The organism is Undibacterium sp. GW821-FHT07F11 (assembly GCF_059418665.1).
The window spans coordinates 1-20,378 of the sequence record NZ_JBWKQH010000003.1 but is presented as its reverse complement, the minus strand read 5'-3'; the positions used below and the strand labels follow the sequence as shown (position 1 = coordinate 20,378).

Genomic DNA, 20,378 nt, shown 5'->3' with positions numbered 1-20,378 from the left:
GAAAATCTGCAAATATGAAAATCAATCATGTATTGACCTGCGCCTTGGTAGTCACCAGTCTGACCGGTGTTTACAACAGCCAGGTGCAGGCAGCAGGCCATACCACTGTCAAAGCCAAAACTGTAAGCCTGGGTAACACATCGCTGAGCGGCAAGCAAATGGAAAAACTCGATCGCGGGGTCGTAGCCATCAATACCGGCAAGACCAATTTCATCAGTTGGCGCTTGTTGGGAACCGATCCAGAAAATATCAGTTTCAATATTTATCGCGGACAGGAAAAATTAAACAGAGTACCCCAGCATGTAACCAATTACACCGATGACGCAGGTACACCTGCCAGCAGCTACACCATACGTCCGGTCATTGACGGTGCTGAATTGCTGGCAGATGCGCCCAAAAGCACATGGAGCAATTTATATAAAACCATACCTGTACAAAAACCGGCCGATGGCATTACCCCTGATGGATCAAGTTACAGCTATATGCTGAATGATGGTTCTGCAGCGGACCTAGACGGTGATGGCGAATATGAGCTCATCATCAAATGGCAACCGACTAATGCCAAGGATAATTCCCAGGCTGGCTACACCGGCAATACCTATGTGGATGCCTACAAGCTCGATGGTAAATTGTTGTGGCGCATCGATCTCGGCAAGAACATCCGTGCCGGTGCACATTACACCACCTTCCTCGCGTACGACTTCGATGGTGATGGCAAGGCAGAAGTCATGATGAAAACTGCGGATGGCACCATAGATGGCAAAGGCAAAGTCATCGGCAATGCAGCTGCTGACTATCGCAATAGCAAGGGATACATTTTATCCGGCCCTGAATACCTGACTGTATTCAATGGCATGACCGGTGCCGCCATGGCCAGCACCAACTATATCCCGGCACGTGGCGATGTTGCTGCCTGGGGTGATGCATATGGCAACCGGGTAGATCGCTTTCTTGGCACGGTGGCATTTCTGGATGGAGAACGTCCCAGCGCTGTATTTTCGCGCGGCTATTACACACGCGCAGTCATTGCAGCCTGGGATTGGCGCGATGGCAAACTCACCAGCCGTTGGACATTTGACAGCGATATCGAAGGCAGTCCGGTCAATCACCAGGGCGCACACTGGATGTCGGTCGCTGATGTGGACGGCGATGGCAAAGACGACCTCATCTATGGCGCTGCCACGGTAGGCAGCAACGGCAAGATGCTGTACAGCACGGGCCTGTGCCACGGTGATGCCCTGCATGTAGGCAAGCTTGATCCCAATCGCCCGGGACAACAAATTTACATGGTGCATGAAACACCAAGTTGTTATGGCCCGCATGGTCTGGAAATGCATGATGCTGCTACCGGAAAAATACTCTGGAGCATAGATGGCAAAGGTGCCGATGTTGGCCGAGGCGTCTGCATGGACATAGATCCTGCTTATCCCGGTGAAGAATGCTGGGGATCAGTCGGTGGGCTGATGAGCGCCGCAGGTGTGGAAATTTCACCCCAGCATCCACGCCGCGTCAACTTCGCTGTATGGTGGGATGGTGATCTGCTCCGTGAATCACTGGACGGCACCCTCATAGAAAAATGGAATCCAAAAGCCTTCGCCTTCGAGAGATTGCTGAATGGTGCGACTTACAATGCTGCATCCAATAATGGCACCAAATCTACACCTGTACTGTCAGCAGACTTGTTCGGTGACTGGCGCGAAGAAGTTGTCTGGCGCAATAGTGACAGCACTGCCCTGTTGGTATTCAGTACCACCATACCGACAGCGCATCGTATCACCAGCCTGATGCACAATCCGCAATACAGGATGCAAGTGGCGGGACAAAATGCCGGTTACAACCAGCCCCCTCACCCGAGTTTTTACCTGGGTGACGGTATGACCGTGACCAAGCCAGAGCCCATTTACACACCTTGATACGCCCTGATTTTCAATGCGCGAGTAAGCAACAAGCACAGCTATCTCCAGACCTATAAAGCAACGGATAATGTTTAAATTAACGCGTCGCAGTTTCATCAAGACAACGGCAGCTACCGCATTTGCCAGCCAAATACCATCCATACAAGCACAGAATCTGTCTCCGGACAATGTGGGGACCACAGGTGCTACAGTAAAAGCAGATGAGTTCATACGTCTGAATTGGCTGGAAGCCAAAGCCCCACAGATATTGACAGGTACGACAGTAGGCGTACCCTGGCCACGCGGCAAGATCACCAAGAGCCAGCAGTTTCAATTGATTAATCAGGACGGCAAAGACCTGCCTACCCAAAGCTGGCCCTTGGCATACTGGCCCGATGGCACTTTGAAATGGACTGCACATGCAGTCGCTGCTGGCGTCAGCCTGGGCTCTGAATTGCAGGTTAAGCCTGTAGCAAAAACTAACCTGCCATCTGAAAAGATTGTCAGCGTCAAACAAAGCAAAGATAGGTATTTGATAGATACCGGCCTGATGGTGTGCGAAGTGGCCACTCATGGGGCACAGTTTATCCGCAGCGTGCAGCGTGATGGAAAAGACATCATGTGCAACGGCCACCTGGTCGTCATCAACGATGATCAGCCAGATGGCGAAAACGGTACCACCCGTCAGCACAATTACCTCAGCAATATCAGCCAGGTCAGTCTAGAGCAAGATGGCCCGGTACGTGCAGTACTGAAGGTGGAAGGCATGCACAAGGATGCCAAACGGGCCTGGTTGCCATTCGTACTCAGGCTGTATTTCTATGCAGGCGCGGATACAATACGCATCATGCACAGCTTTGTTTATGATGGTGATGAACAGCGCGATTTCTTGCGCGGAATAGGTTTACGCTTCGATGTCGCCATGCGTGACGCGCTGTATGACAGACATGTGCGCTTTGCCGGTGAGAACACAGGTTTGTGGGCAGAAGGTGTGCGTAATATGACCGGCCTACGCCGTGACCCTGGCCCCGCAGTACGGAATGCCCAACTGGCAGGTCTCGCCTGTCCGCCATTGACACAATTTCCCGACGTGATACAGCGCCTGATCCATCTGGTGCCGGCATGGGGTGACTACACCCTGTCACAACAATCAGCAGACGGCTTCAAGATACGCAAACGCACTAAATCCGGTTACGGCTGGGTGGAAGCAGCCTGGGGACACAGATCACCCGGTACCGGCTATATAGGCGGGGTCAGTGGCGGCGTCGCTTTTGGCTTGCGTGATTTCTGGCAACGTCATCCCACCCAGTTGGATATCCGTCAGGCCCATACCGATACCGCCCAGGTCACCGTCTGGATGTGGTCACCTGATGCCCCGGCCATGGATCTGCGTTTTTATCATGATGGCATGGGTATGGAAACCCATGATCAGGAACGCGAAGGCCTGGAAATCACCTACGAAGATTATGAAAAAGGATTTGGCAGCCCTATGGGTGTGGCCCGCAGCAGCGAAATCACTTTATGGGTATGCGCCGCCACTCCTTCAAGGGAAAAACTGGTGCAGTTTGCCAATGCCATACAGACACCGCCGCAACTGATGGCGAAGCCCAGCCATATCCTGGCGACTGGCGTCTTCGGAGGGCTATGGAGCCTTCCTGATCGCTCGCATCCCGTAAAAGCAGCGCTTGAAGATCAGCTTGATTTCCGCTTCAATTTTTACAAGGAACAGGTAGAGCAACGCCACTGGTATGGCTTCTGGGATTACGGTGACATCCGCCATACCTATGATCTGGACCGGCATGAGTGGCGTTATGACGTGGGTGGTTTTGCATGGGATAATTCCGAACTCTCCCCTGATCTATGGCTCTGGTATTCCTTTCTACGCACCGGGCGGGCAGACATCTTCCGTTTTGCCGAAGCCATGGTAAGGCATACCAGTGAAGTTGATACCTATCACCTGGGCCAGTTTGCCGGTCTGGGTTCACGCCATAATGTCCAGCACTGGGGCTGCAGTGCAAAGCAGTTGCGCATCAGTGCCGCCGTCTATCGCCGCTTTTATTATTACCTGACGGCAGATGAGCGTATAGGTGACATCATGCATTCACTGATAGACGCTGACAAAAAACTGGAAACCACCGATCCTGCACGCAAACTCAAGCCTAAAGAAGATATCAACAAGATCAAGGCACATGCTGGTTTCGGCACGGACTGGGGCTCGCTCGCCGGTAACTGGCTGACCGAATGGGAGCGCAGCGGTGACACCAAATACCGCAACAAGATATTGACCGGCATGCGCGACATAGCTGGCATGCCCCATGGTTTTTTCAATGGCAACAGCTTTGCCTATGACGCTGACACCAGCCATCTGATTAACGTCTTTGGCAACCGCGCATCTGCCAGCCATTTGAATGCTGTCTTTGGTGCGGTAGAAATCTTTGCCGAACTGGTGACCCTGACTGACGAACCCGGGTTTGTACGAGCATGGCTGCAGTATTGCGAGCTCTTTAATGCAGGCAAACAGGAGCAGATCAATGCACTGGGCATGCCGCACGGTGCTGGCAATGCCCTGCGTAACGGTCACTCCAGGCTCACTGCCTACGTTGCCTGGAAAAACAAAAATCCAGCATTGGCACAACGCGCCTGGCGCGAGTTTTTTGGCAACCGTGGTGTACCTCCATTGCTGAAGACAGTACATGTGCAGGGTGTTAATAGTTTGAATCCGGTCGATGAAGTGCCCTGGATCAGTACCAATGACACGGCACAATGGGGTTTGGCAGCAATACAAAACCTGGCGCTAATCGGTGAGTATATTCCTTCGATCGCAGACCTAAAAAAAATGGATGCTACCGACAACGACTGAACAAATGGAAAAACTATCTTTTGACAACAAACTGATACAAAGCAAGTTGAACCACGCAAGCTTTTTTACGTCATAGTGTTGGCAATTTCATCCAATGGTATTTAACTAAACCTAAATCATGACTACACGTAGTAAAAAAAGATGCGCTTCAACTGTAACGCAATTTATCCGTCATGGTGGCAAGACAAACCAAAACCTGGTACTTGGTGTGTTAATCACCAAGATTTTGTGTATGGGACACAGTGCTTACGCGCAGCCTCCGGCAAAACCAGTTGTACCTGCAATACCAACTACACCTGCTACTCCCGCTGTCAACGTACCCAATGCTACGGTCCCAGCAAAAACTGGGGATAACAAACCAGAAGAAGTTGACAGCAAGACGAGTGCCGTCAATAAAACGGAAATCAAACCCGCAACACCAGAACAAGCTGCTCCCGGCAATGCTGATATTCCATCTGTTACGGTGCAGGCAGAACGCCCTAGCAATCGCATAGACCGCCAGGTTTATGACGTTAAATCAGATGTTGCCAGCACTAACGGAACAGCAGCAGATGCACTCAATAATGTCCCTTCAGTAGCGGTCGATCCCGATGGCACGGTCAGTTTGCGAGGCAGTACAAAAGTACAAATTCTGATTGACGGCAAACCATCTGCCATGATGCAGGGTGACAACCGTGGCGCTGCGTTGAATGCCATGCCTTCACATGATATAGAGTCGGTAGAGGTCATAAACAATCCTGGCGCACAATTCGGTAATGAAGGTGGTGGCGGACCTATCATCAATCTGGTAATGCGTCGCAATCGTCAACCAGGTGGCTTTGGCGTTATCAATGCCAACGCCGGATCTGCAGGCCGCTTTAACACTGCATTATCCGGTAGTTATCATGAGGGTCCATTTGGCATACAGGGTGGTGTCAACTTCCGTCACGATGGCAGAAATTCAGTGGGTGAAGCAGTTCGCGACCGCACAGATGGCTTCACTGGCATTAGCCAACACAGTACCCAGTCATCCAACTCTGCAGGGCTGAATGATTCATCTGGCATCAACGCGGCAGTCACTTATAACCTTGGCACCAAAGATACCCTGGGTGCCAACTTTTCTTATGCCAGGCGCAGCAATGATCAAAAATCGACCGATCATTACTTCACACTTGATCAAAACAATAATCCTTATAGTGACTATGTGCGTTCTACCCTGCGCAGTGGAGAAAGCACCAACTATAGCTGGGGTGGGCGCTATGACCATAAGGGCGATATCAATGGCGAACTGATGCGCCTGGATTTGCGTGTTTCAGCGTCTGACAATGCCAGCGAAAATAACTATTCGAATGTGTATGCCATTAACCCTGGTTTCTTCAACGACATACACAGCAAGCAAAATAACGTCAACAACATCAAAATCGTCGATTTTACCGGTGACTATGAGCGCCCAGATGATCGGGGAATTTTGAAGATGGGCTATAAAATAGCCAATAACAAAAGCGATTTCGATACAGGATATTTTAATGTTGATCCCGCCAGCGGCATAGCAACGATTAATCCATTGCGCACCAATCGCTATAATCTGGATGAAGCAAACATTGCACTATATGGCTCCTATCAGTTACGCCTGAATGAAAAATGGGGTGTACTGGCTGGGTTGAGAACTGAATACACGCATATCGATATTCAGCAATTGACTGCGCAAATTGGAGCAACCAATCACTATATTAATTATATTCCCAGTTTCTTTGTCAGCTACAAAGCCAGCGACGACGCCACCATACGTTTTAGCTATGCCCATCGCATACGTCGCGCCAATGCGAATGAGTTGAATCCCTTTGTTGTGTACCGCGATGAATTGAATGTATCGAGCGGCAATCCCAAGTTAAAGCCGACCCAGACGGACTCTTTTGAACTTGCTTACGAAACCCGGGCGATGGGCCTGGACATGAATATCAGAGGATACTATCGCAAAGAAAGTGACAGCATACTGTATCGCCGCACCTTCATTACTGACACGGTATTACTGACTACATTGGACAATGGCGGTGGCAATCATTCCAGCGGTATAGAATTCACGCTCAGTGGCAAGGTGACACCCAAGTTCTCTATCAATACCAGCGGCAATCTTTTATTCACAGAACAAAAAATCCTGACCACATCTGGCCAGGAGATACAGCGTTCAGCATCTTCACTGAGCTTGCGCGGGCGCTTCAATTATCAGCTTAGTGATCAAGACCATCTGCAATTGAGTTTGAATACGCAGGGAAAAACCCTGTCAGGAGAAGGATACCGTCAACCCAATTCGACAGCTAATTTCAGTCTGCGCCACAACATTACACAAAATCTGAATCTGGTTTTGAATGTCACTGACATCTTCAACTCCAACAAAACAGAAACGATAGTCGATACGGATACGCTAAAGGAACGCAACACCAGACGGTATGATGGCCGCCTGATCTATGTTGGCCTCTCGTATCGGTTTGGTGGCTTTACTCCGGCTGGATCTGGCAATAATCGCCCTGAAATGCGCCGCCCGTCAGGCTAAAAACCAAATTCATTCGCATTGAAGTGGCCTGCTGATAGCAATCAGCAGGCCACTTGCATTTCATACCGTTAATCATAGGCTTGATTGTTTTTCAGGATGCTGCACTTTGCTACGTGGCCCCCCTAAAATACCTTGATAATTTGTTTGCTCATATTTAGTTCCTACGCACTCATTTACCACATTCACTTATGAAGATACTGTCTCTTTTAAACGCATTTATTTTTCTTAACGGCGCTGCATTTAGCTGCATGCTGTATGCGCAGACATATTCATTTGATTTCAATGTCAAACCAGCAGCTAAGTCCCAGGCTATAAAACCCGACACTATCTATACGGTCGATACTGGATATGGCTTTGAAAACGGCGCGCAAATCCTTAGCACCCGCACTGGCGTCAGCAGCACCAAACCTTTCCTGTTCTCGGTGGCAGTACCGGAAGGAAATTACCGTGTAAAAGTCACACTGGGTGATGCTGATAGCGTATCCGAAACCACGGTGAAGGCCGAGACACGCCGTCTGATGCTGGAGAAAGTGGTTACTCAAAAAGGTGAGCGAGTTGACAGAAGCTTTGTTGTTAATGTCCGTCGTCCAGCCATTGCAGGTGGTGGTGAAGTAAAACTAAAGCCGCGTGAAACAGCAGAAGAACAATTTACCTGGGATGAGAAGCTGACACTGGAATTCAACGGCACTCACCCCAGCCTTGAAGCAATCGAGATAGAACGTATCGACAACATCCCTACTCTTTATTTGCTGGGGGACTCCACCGTCACCGATCAACCCGGCGAACCCTATGCCAGTTGGGGTCAGATGTTGCCACGCTTTTTTTCATCCGATATCAGTGTCGCCAATTATGCGCAATCTGGCGAATCCCTGGCCTCGTCCAGAGCAGCACGCCGACTGGACAAAGTACTCAGTCTGGTCAAGCCTAACGATTATGCGTTCATTCAATTTGGGCACAATGACATGAAGGCAATAGATGCAGCCACCTACAAAAACAATCTGAAAACCTATACAGCAGCACTGGCTGAAAAGCATGTGCAAGTGATTCTGGTCACGCAGGTGCAACGTCGTACGTTTGATGGGGAGATAATCACCAATTCACACAAGGGCTATCCGGATGCCGTACGCGAAGTAGCCAAAGAAGAAGGCTTGCCCCTGATCGATTTACACGCCATGAGCAAGGTTTTTTATGAAGCGCTGGGGCCAGAGAAATCATTACTTGCCTTCAAACCGGGCGATGGTACGCATCACAATGCCTATGGCGCTTACGAGCTGGCAAAGTGCGTAGTTGAGGGTGTACGCCAAGCCAAATTACCTCTGGCAAAATCCATTCTTTCTCAATCAGAGAGTTTCGATCCTGCAAAACCGGATGCTCCTGAATCGTTTTTTGTACCGGCCAGTCCTGCCAATGTCAGCACCAAGAAACCAGATGGCAGTTGAGTTCTTATTGATGCGCACCTTATAATCAGTTTGGCCAATTGTTATTATTGCACCGCTCACAGGACTTTTCATGATCATACACGACACAATTACTCTCTCCTGGCGCAAGGCCATACAAATCGCTCTCCTCCTGGCGGTTACCGGTATAGCCTCAGCACAGACTGCCAAGGAAGATGACAGACCTATCGTGGAAGAAAGCAAACAGGTGGCCAAACAGGCGATAGATCCAAAACTGCCCTCTTTCTTTATCGTTGGTGACTCCACAGCTCGCAGTGATGCCCCCATGCGTGGCTGGGCTGATGAGATTGCACCCTACTTTGACCTCAGCAAGATCAATGTCATCAATCGCGCCATAGGCGGCCGCAGTAGTCGCACCTATATCCAGGAAGGTCGCTGGGAAAAGGTATTGGGTGAAATGAAAGCCGGTGATTTTTTGCTTGTACAGTTTGGACACAATGATGTTGGCCCAGTGGATGCCAGAGGTAAATTCAGGGGTTCCTTGCGCAGTACCGGTGAAGATACCGAAATCATCAACAAACCAGATGGCAGTATTGAGATCGTACATAGCTATGGCTGGTATTTGAAGAAATATATACAAGATGCCAGGGCTAAAGGTATTTCCATCATCATCGCCACACCTGTTCCACACAAAGACTGGGTTAATGATTTCGCCGAGCATCGCAAACTGGCGAGCACTGTAGCAAACGAAACGCAGGTAGCCTTGATTGATGTCACAGCTATTACTGGTAAAACATATGAGGTCCTGGGTAAAGAAAAAGTCGATACCTTATTTAGCGATCAGCGCACCCATACCAACATTACTGGTGCGAGGATCAATGCAGAATCTGTCATTGCAGGCATCAAGGGTCTTTCAAGCAATGGTTTGAACAACTATCTTTCACTTAAGGCTGGTCTAATCTCACCGCAACCTGAGTGATTTTTTTGACGAATTTCTACCATCATTGATCGCCTCATGAAACGCTTACTTTTTTCTGCTCTTCTATTCACATCCCTTTGCAATGCGCAAGTAGGTTCGCTGCCAGTCAAGCAGCCAACTACTGTTGCAAGCGATCAGAATTACAGTCCGAAATTGGCTTATCAAGTCTACTTCAATGACTATATAACGCTCAGAAAGGATCGCCCGGCTGATCTTATTTTCATCGGGGACTCTATTACAGAGCAATGGCGCTGGGGAGCTGGCTCCCCCGTATGGAAAAAACATTTTGAAGAACGCGCTATCGACTTCGGACTAGGTTCGGACAGAACTCAACATACGATCTGGCGCCTTGAAAATATCGATCTGTCTGCCTTTGCGCCTCAGATCGCTATCATCCTTATTGGCACAAATAATGTACAAGATACGCCAGAAGAAATTGCTGATGGTGTAAAAGCCGTCATTGCGGCAACTCAAAAGAAATTCTCTGGGATCAAAATTGTCTTGTTAAGTATTTTACCTAATGCGCGAGCGACAGAAAAAATGGCAGCGACCAACACATTACTAGCACCGCTGGACGATCAAAAAAACATCTATTACCTTGATCTCGCTGCGCAACTTCCACCTCTGGGTGACAACTGGAAAGGTATGAGCAAGGACAAGCTGCATTTATCTACTGAAGGATACGAAATTTGGGCAAACGCCCTGGAACCTTTGCTTTCGACAATGATGAACCAAAAATAATATAGCCATTTTTGGCAAATTCAATTTTCATTTTTTTCTTTGACGCAGCACCAATAAAAAAGCACTCTGTCTTTGTTTTAATTTTCCGCGTCCACATCTGCGTGGAAATTAAATATGTATCCTCAAATTGCAAGGAAGATAAATTCTTGCAGCAAATGTTTGGATCAAATCCGTATTGTTGCGATTCTTTTGCGCTAACATAATCCTTTCAAGGGTTTGAGCCAGAACATCCTCAGCCTCAAAAAATTTTCTGGTTTTTCTCTTTCAGCAACTGATCGATAACAGGAGTTATTCCATGAAGACTTTGATGACAAAGAAAAGCAGCGTGCCTTTTCTAAAAACAACGCTCATTACCTGCGGTTTATTAGCCGCCCCTCTGATTGCAACATCACAAACCAAACCCGCCGCCAGTGCACAAAGCAAAACCACCACTACAAAAACTGGAACACAAGTGGTTAAACCCCCGATTGCTTTTGCGTATATCGACTTGGCGACCAATGCCAGCGATATGCCTGGCGGCATGATGGGTGGCGCCATGCAGGGCGCGCAGTCTGGTGGATTTTTCGGTGCATTGGGCGGTATGACTCGTGGCGGCACAACTAACAATGACAGGGGAAACGTGTTCGGCAATACTCATTCCATGGGTTTTGTCAGCGGTAAATTTATGGATGTGTCAGTTTTCACAAACAAGAATACCTCGCTGACAGATGCCAACCAGATGATACCCGTTGGCATGAATCTGGGTGATAGCTTGAAGCTGGTAGCTCCCGCTCCAGAAAAGCCTGTGCAATACACCCAATCTGAAGAAACACCATCAGAGCCCAATTATGAAAAACCCAAAGGTAAGATTTCGATTTACTGGGGCTGTGGTGAAACTATAAGACCCGGCCAACCTCGCACACTCGATGCTTCCAAGGCGTCACCAGAGGACTATGCAAAATTCTTTGCCATGCGTGGCAAAGTCACCAAGGGCGCGCGTTCGCAGCCTGGCAACCCGGCATGGCCTAACAAGAACGATGATAGAAAAGTGCCGGATACAGCCTCACTGGTAGGACAACATCAGTTTGTTGGTAATGGCATACCTGAAAGTTTCAAACTCAATCTGGCGTCAAACAATGATTTGATGGCGGCGATTGAACTGGTACAAACCAAGAAGACCGGCGGCGTTGGCCTGGAATGGAAACCAGTGCCAAGTGCACGCGGCTATTTCATTAGCGTCATGGGTGGTCAGTCTGGTGGCGGTGATAATCCTGAAGTCGTGCTCTGGACATCCAGTGAATTACCAGACTTTGGTTTTGGTCTGGTAGATTATCAAGCGAATGCAGATGTTGATAAATGGCTTAATGAAAAAGTCGTCCTGCCTGCCAGCACGACCAAATGTGATGTCCCCAAGGGCATTTTTGGTGAACAAGGTGCTGGCATGCTGCGCATGATTGCGTATGGTTCAGACGCTTATTTTGCATATCCACCACGTCCAAGTGATCCCAAAATAGCCTGGGAACCTGACTGGCAGACCAAGCTGCGCATGAAGTCGACTTACAGCTCTATTCTGGGCGGCATGGGTGATATGGGCGGACGCAGGTCAAACAATGCATCGCAAGCAGAACAGCAGCAAAGACCTGAGCCAAAAGAAGAACCCAAGGTCAAGGCAACAGATGTCTTGAAAGGCTTGTTGGGATTTTGAACTACAGTGATATCAAGTGAAATAATTCACTGAAAACAGGCATGACGGGAGTATTGATTGCTCCCGTCTTTAACAACAAAATAGACGCATAATTTCTTGCCATTTGGAAACTATGTTTTCATTTTTTTGGAGATATGCAGAGCGTTATTTGTAAACTCCGCTGGCAAACATGACATCATCAACGATTTCGTTATACATGGATTTTTGCGTCATTTCCTTGGTCAAAGGGTGCGGCCATTTATAATTAACCCAACCTGCATTCTTGCCCTTCGCTGCCAATAATTGTTCTTTCATGATCATCACACCATCAGAATCTTTAAGATCAATGATATTTTTGCCTATCAGTTTCTTGTTAGCCCCATGTGCAACGACTGTACCCGTCAGATCATATGCGACGACGTACAGATCGCGTTCATTGAAAGGACCAGCAGTGTCGTTCACAGCTTCAAAGGTCTTGTCTTTGCCATTTGCCTTGTAATAGGCAATCACTTTTTTAACCATCGCCTTGGCCTGGTCGCTGCTGCTATTTTCGGCCGCATGCGTAAAACCTTGTAGCGCCAAGGATAAAAATGCAAATAAAATCAGTGAAAAAAGTTTCCTCATGGTGCGTCTCCTTAAGAAATAAAATTTATTTTTGAGAACGTCGAAACTGTAGGTTTGAATATGCAATTATGGTATCAAGAAGATTTTCAATTCCCTTAAAATGAATATGAGACACGAATAGCATCAGAAGCTCATATGGAAAATCAGTATATTGTTGGACAATAAGACTGTCCAGAACAGTCTCCACAAAATACAGCGTCAATTAACAGATATTTTTCCCTATCTCCCGTTGCATAAGAAAGGGCTCGTTTCAAGACATTGCTTCCTGCATACTCTCTTGGAAAGTAAGCTCAATTTTGCAGGAATAGCATTTGTAGCGTATCAGTACCCTCTGACAATATCCACAGCCTGCGGTAATTCGCCACTATTCCGATAGCGCCGTATATTTTCAGCAACAATCAGCGAAGCGGTCGCTCTATCTGTTGGTGCCGCACAATGTGGCAATACTGACACATGCGGATGTTGCCAATGCCATTCTGATGTCGGTAATGGTTCCGTTTCAAATACATCAAGAACTGCATGCGAAACATGACCATTATCAAGGGCTGCATGCAAATCTTCGTCGTTGATGACAGCGCCGCGGGCAAAATTAATCACGGATGCGCCAAGCGGCAATTGTGTCAGCACCTTGGCATTGATAAGCCCCCTGGTATCAGGTGTCAAGGGCAACAGACAAACCAGGATACTGGTTTTCGCCAGCATAGCAGGCAATTCACTTTCACCAGTAAAACATTCAATGTCAGCAACAGATTTCTCACTACGGCTCCAGCCACAAACTGTAAACCCTGCCCTCACCAAACTTTGGGCTGCAGCTTCCCCCAAGGCTCCCAGGCCAAGCAGACTTACAGTCCTTTGCTGGGCAGGCGTATAAGTGCGTGGCAGCCATAGTCCTTGCGCCTGTTGTCTCGCATAAGCAGGTATTTCACGATGCAGGTACAGCGCCCATGTCAACACGGCTTCTGCCATGGTACTGGCAAGTTGCGGATCAATCAGGCGTACTATTTTCAATTTTGTATTACCCAAGTCGGCGACCAGGCGCTCCACCCCGGCCCAGACACTATGCACCCATTGCAGTTGTGGCAATTGCTTTAATTGTTCCGGATTGGGGTTGGCGACGATGGCGACTTTACAAGTAGCCTTATCCTCATCACTCATGGCATCAAAATCGAGAATCTGCTCATCAGGCAAGGCTTTTTGCAGTGCATCTACCCAAGCTTGAGTATGAGAGTAACCAGGCGCAGCCAAGAATGGAATTACATTTGATGTCATTTTTCGTAAACACTTTCAAGATTGTTGAAACCTTTGATTTCTATAGGATTACCTGAAGGATCGAGAAAAAACATGGTTGCTTGCTCACCTGGCTGACCAGCAAAGCGTATCGCTGGTTCCATCACAAATGTCAGCTCATGACTGCGTAATCGTTCAGCCAATTTCTGCCAATCAGCCATCGTTAAAATCACGCCTAAATGAGGCATGGGCACCATATGATCCCCTACCCTACCAGTGTTAGTCGTGGCAAAGGGCGCACCCAAATGCAGGGAAATTTGGTGACCAAAGAAATCAAAGTCTACCCAGGTGGTAGTGCTACGCCCTTCACAACAACCCAGTATGCCCGCATAAAATTGCCTGGCCTGATCAAGATCGTGTACGTGATAGGCAAGGTGAAATAAGGCCTTCATACATTTGACTCCTTGTTGAATTATTGTTGCTCGCATAGCGATTCAGCAAGCTTGAAATGCTAGCGCCATTCATTCGAAAGAGATAGCATATTATTTTTATGAAGTTCAAAAGAATTTTTTATGGACACCCGGTATTTGCAAAGCCTGATCGCAACGATAGAGTATGGTTCGATCGCCGAAGCCGCGAGAGTTGAAAACCTGACTGCGGCCGCCATCAGCCAGAGAATTCAGGCTTTGGAAAGGGAACTGGGTTTTCCTTTATTATCGAGACACATGCATGCAGCAAGGCCGACTGAGGCCTGTTTGCATTTATTGCCACGGGCACGCAATATTGTGCGCGAAGTCAGTTTGTTGGCTGGTGATGCAGACACGGATGGTTTAACCGGCACGATAAAGATTGGTGCCATTTCTACCGCAATGACAGGCATGCTGCCCGCAGTACTACGCCATTTGAACAGGCACGCCCCGAATCTGAAGCCAGGTATCGTGCCTGGTACATCCCGCTCCTTGTATCAGGCTGTACTGGATGAAGAGTTAGACGCAGCGATACTGGTTATTCCAGCGTTTGAATTGCCCAAAAGCCTGACAGCATACCGCATCAAGACAGAGAACCTTGTTTTGCTTTCCAGGTATGTGCCACAGGGTGATATTAAATCTACACTGCAATCAAAACCGTATCTGCGCTATGACCCGATGGCATGGGGTGGGCGTTATGCTGAAAAGTACCTTAAAGACCAGGGTTTGAAGCTGCAAGCCATGTGCGACCTTGATGCACTTGAAACCATCGCTATGCTCGTGGCAGATGATGTAGGCGTTAGCTTGATACCGCATTGGTCAGGTCTTGAGCAACTGGCCAGGCATTGTGCATTAACCAGCATACCTGATCCGGCATATGCACGCGAATTGGTATTACTCAGAAAAACCTTACATTCACGGCCTGCGATGTTGGACCTGTTAACTCAATCATTGAAGATCAAGTCCCGATCTGACCGGCTCTAATTTCATCTGATCAATAGCCGAGTTCATTTTTGCTATTTTGAGCGGATTTGAGTAAGCGCATCAGCCATTTGATTTTTGTGTCGAGGAACCCAACATACCTGCAATTGCTCAAAAGCTGAGGCCAATTGTTGTGCCCGCTGTCGATATTGCTGCATACGCGCCAAGTCACTAGCCTTGATCTGATTAAAGTCATTGATGACGACCTGGCTGTCTCCACGCACAAGCAAGTTCACAATCTGGAGTTGTTGCGCCTGACGCAATACCAAAATCAAACCACTATATTCTGCATCGCAGCTGTCACCATATTCCATATGACCTACGTATTCAAAATTTTGGCCATCCGGGGCTTTAAATATGCAAGCAATCTGACACTTTCCAGGATTGGGGACAGCCGAGCCATCGAACCAGGCTTGCCACGTATTTAAGGGCAAAGCGGTAAGTTGCTGAATTTTTCTGTCTCTCTTCTTTTCTGCTTTCTTTGCCAATCTATGAGCTGCACCTGTCGCTTTTACTGCATCGCGCTGTAATGCAAGTTCTGCGATGTCCTGCAAACCTGCATTCTGTGCTGCTTGTTCCAGCAGATTAAAAAGCGCCTGCACTGGTTGCAGTTTTTCCTGCCTTGCCAATTGGCGGCTAAGTGCATGCTCTTTGCGTGTGGCAATCTTGATTAGTTGTTGATGTGTAAAATTGAAATACATACAGCTTTGTAATTTGGATTTAATAGATGTCCTGATATGACCGATATAGGTCGCGATCTACACTGGCATGTAACATTAAAACTGATATTCTTCTTGATATTCACCCACAACAGAAAGGAAATGTATCATGCTTGAACTCAGACCAAATTGCGAGCGTTGTGACTGCGATTTGCCAGCGGATTCTGACAAAGCCCGCATCTGCACTTTTGAATGCACGTTCTGTAGCAATTGCGTTGAAGGCCCGTTGCAAGGCGTGTGTCCGAATTGTGGTGGAAATTTTGTCCCCAGGCCTATCAGACCTCAAAATAAGTTGCTCAACAATCCTGCGTCGAACAAACGCGTACATGCAAAAACAAATTAACGTCAGTTGACTAATCCATGTCCAAATCTGTCCTTAGCACACGCCATATACTGATCGCTGCCATTGTCATTTTGCTGTGGGGGATGAATTTTGTGGTGATAAAAATAGGCTTGAAAGGCATCCCTCCCTTCCTGATGGGTGCGCTGCGCTTTATGTTGGTGGCATTCCCGGCAATTTTCTTTTTGCCACGCCCAAAAGTGCCTTTCAAATTATTATTGGCGTATGCCATGTTCATCAGCCTTGGACAATTTGCTTTTCTATTTACAGCGATGGCAGTTGGTATGCCGGCCGGTGTAGCGTCGCTGGTTTTGCAGGCTCAGGCTTTCTTTACCGTCGGTTTATCTGCTATGGTGTTTGGCGATAAGCTGCGCACCAGTAATTTACTTGGCATGCTGGTAGCTAGCGTTGGTCTGATATTATTGGGCAGCGCAAGTATTGCCAGCTCAGGCAGTCAAGTGACCTTGGCAGGTTTTATGCTGACTTTATGCGCAGCATTTTCATGGGCGAGTGGTAATGTCATCAATAAAAAGATAGGTGTGACGAATGTATTGAGCCTGGTGTCATGGAGCGCTTTGGTGCCTATACTGCCATTTCTTTTGCTCTCTTATTTTTTTGAAGGTAGCGATGTCATTCTGCATAGCTTGAGCAATATGAGTTTGTCATCTGGCCTGACTATTGTTTATCTGGCAGTCGCAGCAACTCTGATAGGTTATACCTTGTGGGGAAAACTACTGTCCAGCTTACCCACCCATCTGGTTGCACCGTTGACACTGATAGTGCCAGTGGTTGGCTTGACAGCAGCATGGCTGATGCTTGATGAGAAACTGAGTCAAATCCAGCTATTAGGTGCAGTTACTGTAATGGCGGGCTTACTCATTAATGTATTCGGATCAAAACTGGCTCACAATTTACGCAATATATTCGCCTGACTGACCATGCCCCGCATTCAGCCAATTTATTTTCTATTGTTATCAGACACTCTGCTCCTGGATATCGCCGGGCCAGCAGATGCGCTCTTGTTCGCTAATCGCTATCAGGATGCAGTGCGTTTTGAGATGCACTTTATCAGCCCCAAGCAGAGCGTCAACTCTTCTGTTGGCTTGCAACTAGGACCATTGCAAGCTTTGCCGGAACAACTTGCTGAAAATACCATCCTGATCTTGCCCGGACTGATAGGCGGCAATGAAGTCTATGCGCTGCCAGACGCACAAATTGCCATCACATGGCTGTCACAACATGTGCACTCCGATCACAGGGTGGTGTGCATTTGTTCTGGTGCCTTACTGGCAGCTCACGCTGGCTTATTAAGTGGCCATAAGGCAACCACACATCATAATCATTGTCATGAATTAGCTGAAATAGATAGCTCTATCAGGATAGAAGAAAACCGCATCTTCGTTGAAGACGGTCGTATCAGTACCAGTGCCGGCGTTACTGCAGGCATAGACCTGGCGCTGCACCTGGTTAGCGAACTAGCCGGCCCGTTGGCAGCGAGTGCGGTAGCACGCAATCTGGTGGTGTACATGCGTCGCTCGGGCAATGACCCACAATTATCGCCGTGGCTAAAATGTCGTAACCATTTGCATCCCATCGTTCACAAAATACAGGATGCCATGGTCAAAGATCCTGCCTATCCCTGGAACTTGACTGAACTGGCAAATATTGCCTGTAGCAGCACACGCCATGTCACACGGCTCTTCAAGTTACATGCAGAAGTTTCAATACAAACCTATCTGACTTCACTCCGTTTATCGCTGGCGAGTAAATTCCTGGCTAATACTGATTGGTCAATAGAACGTATTGCTGAAGCAGCCGGTTTTGGCTCAGCAAGACAATTCAGACGTATTTGGCACATGCATTTTTCTGCCCCACCTTCAGCCGGACAATTCAGATAGCACGTCAGGCTCAAATGGCATTTAATAAAGACAGATAAGCCCGACACTTTACAGTGACGGGCTTGTCTGTTCTTATCGTGCTGTGAAGGGATCTTACCCCGGCCTTGTTACCGATCTATATCGGCTTAATTTTAAAACAATTGCAAGTCACATTGCAAAAAACCCACCGCTTTCCAGAGGTGGGGTTTTTATTTTTACACAACAGGGAGGATATTCTCTCCCTGCTGCATGGGTAGCAAGCTACCCATTTTCCTGCATAGCTTACTGAATTAAGCGATGAAGTCGCCGGCAACGATAGAACCTGCGCCAGTGATTTTAACGATAAAGTCAGTTGCATCAACAGTACCTACCGTGCCACCGATGTTTTGGAAGGCATAAGTACCAGCTGCTGTACCTGCAGTTACAGTGATGACGTAAGCCTGGGTGTTAGCTGCCAGAGTCGCGCCAGCTGCAGTTGCTGCTGTAGCGATAGCTGCTGCCAGAGTTGCTGTGTCAGCAGAAGCGATAGACAACAAGTTCAATGTTGTTGCTGCAGTGCCAGTTTTGAACACGTCAGCGCCAGCAACTTTGAAGTTTGCCACTGTATCGATATTGCCCAGAACAGAACCAGTAGTGATAGTTTCAGCACCAGTTGCAGTTGCAGACAGATTGATCGTATCAGCACCTGTACCGCCTGTGACTGTTACTGCTGTCGCAGCTGTACCCAACAGATTAACTGTTTGGCCGCCTGTACCCAGAACAACTACGTCGCCAGTTGCGCCTTTGGAGTAGTTCAGAACAACACCAGCACCGTTTTCATTGGTGAAAGTGTAGCCAGTTGCTGCAGAGCCAGTGACGTTCAGTGTTTCAACGCCAGTAACCAGAGCAGAGATGTTCAAGTTAGCACCGATAGCACCGATGTTCAGAACGTCTGCACCCAAGCCGCCGTCCAGCGTTGTTGCGCCGGCGATTTGTGTTGCTGTGTAGTTGAATGTATCTGCACCTGTGCCACCAACAACGCTCACTGTGTTAGTACCAGCAGTGAAAGTGTTAGTACCGTTAGCCAGTGTGAAGCGTTCCAGCGCTGCGTTAGCAACGATAGTGCCGGCTGTAGTCAGAGTGATAGTTTCTGTATTGCCTGCAGTTACAGTGCCTGTGAAGCCATTGTATTGCGCTGCAGTCATGGTGTAGTTACCAGTCGCTGCCAATGTCAGGTTTTCAAAGCCGGAGATATTTGAACCAGCGATGTTAGCATTAGCTGCCAAAGTCAACGTATCTGTACCTGCACCTGCACTGAAAGTACCAGCGTAAGTGAAAGCACCCAATGTCAGGTTGTTAGTACCTGTACCCAGATTCACATTACCAGCTGCAAAGGAAGCACCAGCACCTGTTACGTCAACGCTGTCATTACCTGTGCCGCCGTTCACTGTAGTGATACCAGTGGTAGTTGCACCGAAAGTGATGGCGTTAGTTGCGTTAGCCAGGTTCAGAGTTTTGATGTTGGTGATAGTACCGCCAGCTGTACCGTTGCCGATAGCAACTGTAGCTGCATCGCCCAGAGTGATGATATCTGTATCAGCAGCATTACCGTTGACAGTTGTACCATTCAAAGTTGCAGTCAAGCCTGTGAAATTGTCGTTCACGTTCAATGTGCTATTGAATGTGCCGCCAGCTGTCAATGCTGTTGGAGTCAAAGCTGTACCGCCGCCGTTGACTGGGTTAGTACCAACAACACCTGTTGTTACTGTTGCGCCACCAGACACTGTCACTGCATTGGATGTTGTCGTGTTGTTCACGCCGCCGCCAGTTGCATTGGAAGAAGACGTTGTGTCAATCACCAAAGTGCCGCTAGTAACAGAGATCAAGGACAGATCGATGTTGTTTACACCAGCGATGTCATCAACGATAGTCAGTTGATGTGGCACATTGCCTGTGAAAGTGATCACTGGTGTGCTCAGGGACAGAGCAGCACGGGCAGCGACCAGAGCAGCATACTGGGAAGCAGTAATCACAACCGCAGAGTTCGCAGTGATGTTTTCGATGTTGGACAGTTGTGCACCGGCCAGGTTGATCGCACC

General features: G+C 48.1%; 16 protein-coding genes. 11 read left to right on the top strand and 5 right to left on the bottom strand.

From position 1 onward, the window contains the following. Positions 1–14 precede the first annotated feature (14 nt). The 7 genes from AC07OI_RS07555 to AC07OI_RS07525 all read left to right on the top strand — a co-directional run bounded on the left by AC07OI_RS07555 (position 15) and on the right by AC07OI_RS07525 (position 12,086). Positions 15–1,913, top strand: coding sequence for a rhamnogalacturonan lyase (locus tag AC07OI_RS07555; RefSeq protein ID WP_495256780.1), 1,899 nt, complete (start codon positions 15–17; stop codon positions 1,911–1,913). A 70-nt stretch (positions 1,914–1,983) separates the two neighbouring features. Next, complete coding sequence (locus tag AC07OI_RS07550) at positions 1,984–4,755, top strand: exo-rhamnogalacturonan lyase family protein (RefSeq protein WP_495256779.1); 2,772 nt, start codon at positions 1,984–1,986, stop codon at positions 4,753–4,755. 232 nt (positions 4,756–4,987) lie between these two features. Further along, on the top strand, positions 4,988–7,285 hold the full coding sequence (locus tag AC07OI_RS07545; RefSeq protein ID WP_495256778.1) for a TonB-dependent receptor domain-containing protein: 2,298 nt from the start codon (positions 4,988–4,990) through the stop codon (positions 7,283–7,285). Between the two features lie 248 nt (positions 7,286–7,533). Then, entirely contained in the window at positions 7,534–8,724 is a 1,191-nt protein-coding gene (locus tag AC07OI_RS07540; protein ID WP_495256777.1) for a rhamnogalacturonan acetylesterase, read from the top strand. A gap of 70 nt (positions 8,725–8,794) precedes the next feature. Next, a complete protein-coding gene (locus AC07OI_RS07535) occupies positions 8,795–9,661 on the top strand; it encodes a rhamnogalacturonan acetylesterase (protein ID WP_492704180.1) in 867 nt (288 codons plus the stop codon). Positions 9,662–9,697: 36 nt separating this feature from the next. After that, positions 9,698–10,402 carry a GDSL-type esterase/lipase family protein gene (locus AC07OI_RS07530; protein WP_495256776.1) on the top strand — a complete coding sequence of 235 codons (705 nt, stop codon included), beginning with the start codon at positions 9,698–9,700 and terminating at the stop codon, positions 10,400–10,402. A gap of 295 nt (positions 10,403–10,697) precedes the next feature. Then, positions 10,698–12,086 carry a hypothetical protein gene (locus AC07OI_RS07525; protein ID WP_495256775.1) on the top strand — a complete coding sequence of 463 codons (1,389 nt, stop codon included), beginning with the start codon at positions 10,698–10,700 and terminating at the stop codon, positions 12,084–12,086. A 144-nt stretch (positions 12,087–12,230) separates the two neighbouring features. On the opposite strand, the gene AC07OI_RS07520 is transcribed toward AC07OI_RS07525, so the two are convergent. From AC07OI_RS07520 to AC07OI_RS07510, 3 genes are all read right to left on the bottom strand, one after another. Next, positions 12,231–12,689 (bottom strand): cache domain-containing protein, encoded by a 459-nt coding sequence (locus AC07OI_RS07520; protein ID WP_495256774.1) that lies wholly within the window; start codon positions 12,687–12,689, stop codon positions 12,231–12,233. A 321-nt stretch (positions 12,690–13,010) separates the two neighbouring features. Then, complete coding sequence (locus tag AC07OI_RS07515; protein WP_495256773.1) at positions 13,011–13,958, bottom strand: 2-hydroxyacid dehydrogenase; 948 nt, start codon at positions 13,956–13,958, stop codon at positions 13,011–13,013. Beyond that, the gene (locus tag AC07OI_RS07510; RefSeq protein ID WP_492704171.1) at positions 13,955–14,368 is read right to left on the bottom strand and encodes a VOC family protein; all 414 of its coding nucleotides are present in this window, start codon (positions 14,366–14,368) and stop codon (positions 13,955–13,957) included. Before AC07OI_RS07510 ends, AC07OI_RS07515 begins: the two co-directional genes overlap by 4 nt. A gap of 120 nt (positions 14,369–14,488) precedes the next feature. Here AC07OI_RS07510 and AC07OI_RS07505 point away from each other — a divergent pair, with 120 nt between their 5' ends. Beyond that, positions 14,489–15,367 carry a LysR family transcriptional regulator gene (locus tag AC07OI_RS07505; RefSeq protein WP_492704169.1) on the top strand — a complete coding sequence of 293 codons (879 nt, stop codon included), beginning with the start codon at positions 14,489–14,491 and terminating at the stop codon, positions 15,365–15,367. A gap of 32 nt (positions 15,368–15,399) precedes the next feature. On the opposite strand, the gene AC07OI_RS07500 is transcribed toward AC07OI_RS07505, so the two are convergent. Then, entirely contained in the window at positions 15,400–16,065 is a 666-nt protein-coding gene (locus AC07OI_RS07500) for a ribonuclease HI family protein (protein ID WP_492704167.1), read from the bottom strand. 127 nt (positions 16,066–16,192) lie between these two features. Between AC07OI_RS07500 and AC07OI_RS07495 the strand changes: the two genes are divergently transcribed. Genes AC07OI_RS07495 through AC07OI_RS07485 form a run of 3 tightly spaced genes read left to right on the top strand, consistent with a single transcriptional unit; the run spans position 16,193 to position 18,321 of the window. Then, a complete protein-coding gene (locus AC07OI_RS07495) occupies positions 16,193–16,426 on the top strand; it encodes a DUF1272 domain-containing protein (RefSeq protein WP_492704165.1) in 234 nt (77 codons plus the stop codon). A gap of 17 nt (positions 16,427–16,443) precedes the next feature. Next, positions 16,444–17,355 carry an EamA family transporter gene (locus tag AC07OI_RS07490; protein ID WP_495256772.1) on the top strand — a complete coding sequence of 304 codons (912 nt, stop codon included), beginning with the start codon at positions 16,444–16,446 and terminating at the stop codon, positions 17,353–17,355. A gap of 6 nt (positions 17,356–17,361) precedes the next feature. After that, the gene (locus AC07OI_RS07485) at positions 17,362–18,321 is read left to right on the top strand and encodes a GlxA family transcriptional regulator (RefSeq protein WP_492704162.1); all 960 of its coding nucleotides are present in this window, start codon (positions 17,362–17,364) and stop codon (positions 18,319–18,321) included. A 269-nt stretch (positions 18,322–18,590) separates the two neighbouring features. Here the strand turns inward: AC07OI_RS07485 and AC07OI_RS07480 are convergent. Continuing rightward, positions 18,591–20,378, bottom strand: a 1,788-nt coding sequence (locus AC07OI_RS07480) for a beta strand repeat-containing protein (protein ID WP_495256771.1), incomplete at its 5' end; no start/stop codon positions are given.

Bases quoted from the DNA above. Each gene is read 5' to 3' on its own strand.
- AC07OI_RS07520 (WP_495256774.1), bottom strand. From the start codon at position 12,689: ATGAGGAAACTTTTTTCACTGATTTTATTTGCATTTTTATCCTTGGCG.
- AC07OI_RS07500 (WP_492704167.1), bottom strand. From the start codon at position 16,065: ATGTATTTCAATTTTACACATCAACAACTAATCAAGATTGCCACACGC.
- AC07OI_RS07495 (WP_492704165.1), top strand. From the start codon at position 16,193: ATGCTTGAACTCAGACCAAATTGCGAGCGTTGTGACTGCGATTTGCCA.
- AC07OI_RS07550 (WP_495256779.1), top strand. From the start codon at position 1,984: ATGTTTAAATTAACGCGTCGCAGTTTCATCAAGACAACGGCAGCTACC.
- AC07OI_RS07515 (WP_495256773.1), bottom strand. From the start codon at position 13,958: ATGACATCAAATGTAATTCCATTCTTGGCTGCGCCTGGTTACTCTCAT.
- AC07OI_RS07505 (WP_492704169.1), top strand. From the start codon at position 14,489: ATGGACACCCGGTATTTGCAAAGCCTGATCGCAACGATAGAGTATGGT.
- AC07OI_RS07490 (WP_495256772.1), top strand. From the start codon at position 16,444: ATGTCCAAATCTGTCCTTAGCACACGCCATATACTGATCGCTGCCATT.
- AC07OI_RS07540 (WP_495256777.1), top strand. From the start codon at position 7,534: ATGCTGTATGCGCAGACATATTCATTTGATTTCAATGTCAAACCAGCA.
- AC07OI_RS07525 (WP_495256775.1), top strand. From the start codon at position 10,698: ATGAAGACTTTGATGACAAAGAAAAGCAGCGTGCCTTTTCTAAAAACA.
- AC07OI_RS07555 (WP_495256780.1), top strand. From the start codon at position 15: ATGAAAATCAATCATGTATTGACCTGCGCCTTGGTAGTCACCAGTCTG.
- AC07OI_RS07485 (WP_492704162.1), top strand. From the start codon at position 17,362: ATGCCCCGCATTCAGCCAATTTATTTTCTATTGTTATCAGACACTCTG.
- AC07OI_RS07530 (WP_495256776.1), top strand. From the start codon at position 9,698: ATGAAACGCTTACTTTTTTCTGCTCTTCTATTCACATCCCTTTGCAAT.
- AC07OI_RS07510 (WP_492704171.1), bottom strand. From the start codon at position 14,368: ATGAAGGCCTTATTTCACCTTGCCTATCACGTACACGATCTTGATCAG.
- AC07OI_RS07545 (WP_495256778.1), top strand. From the start codon at position 4,988: ATGGGACACAGTGCTTACGCGCAGCCTCCGGCAAAACCAGTTGTACCT.
- AC07OI_RS07535 (WP_492704180.1), top strand. From the start codon at position 8,795: ATGATCATACACGACACAATTACTCTCTCCTGGCGCAAGGCCATACAA.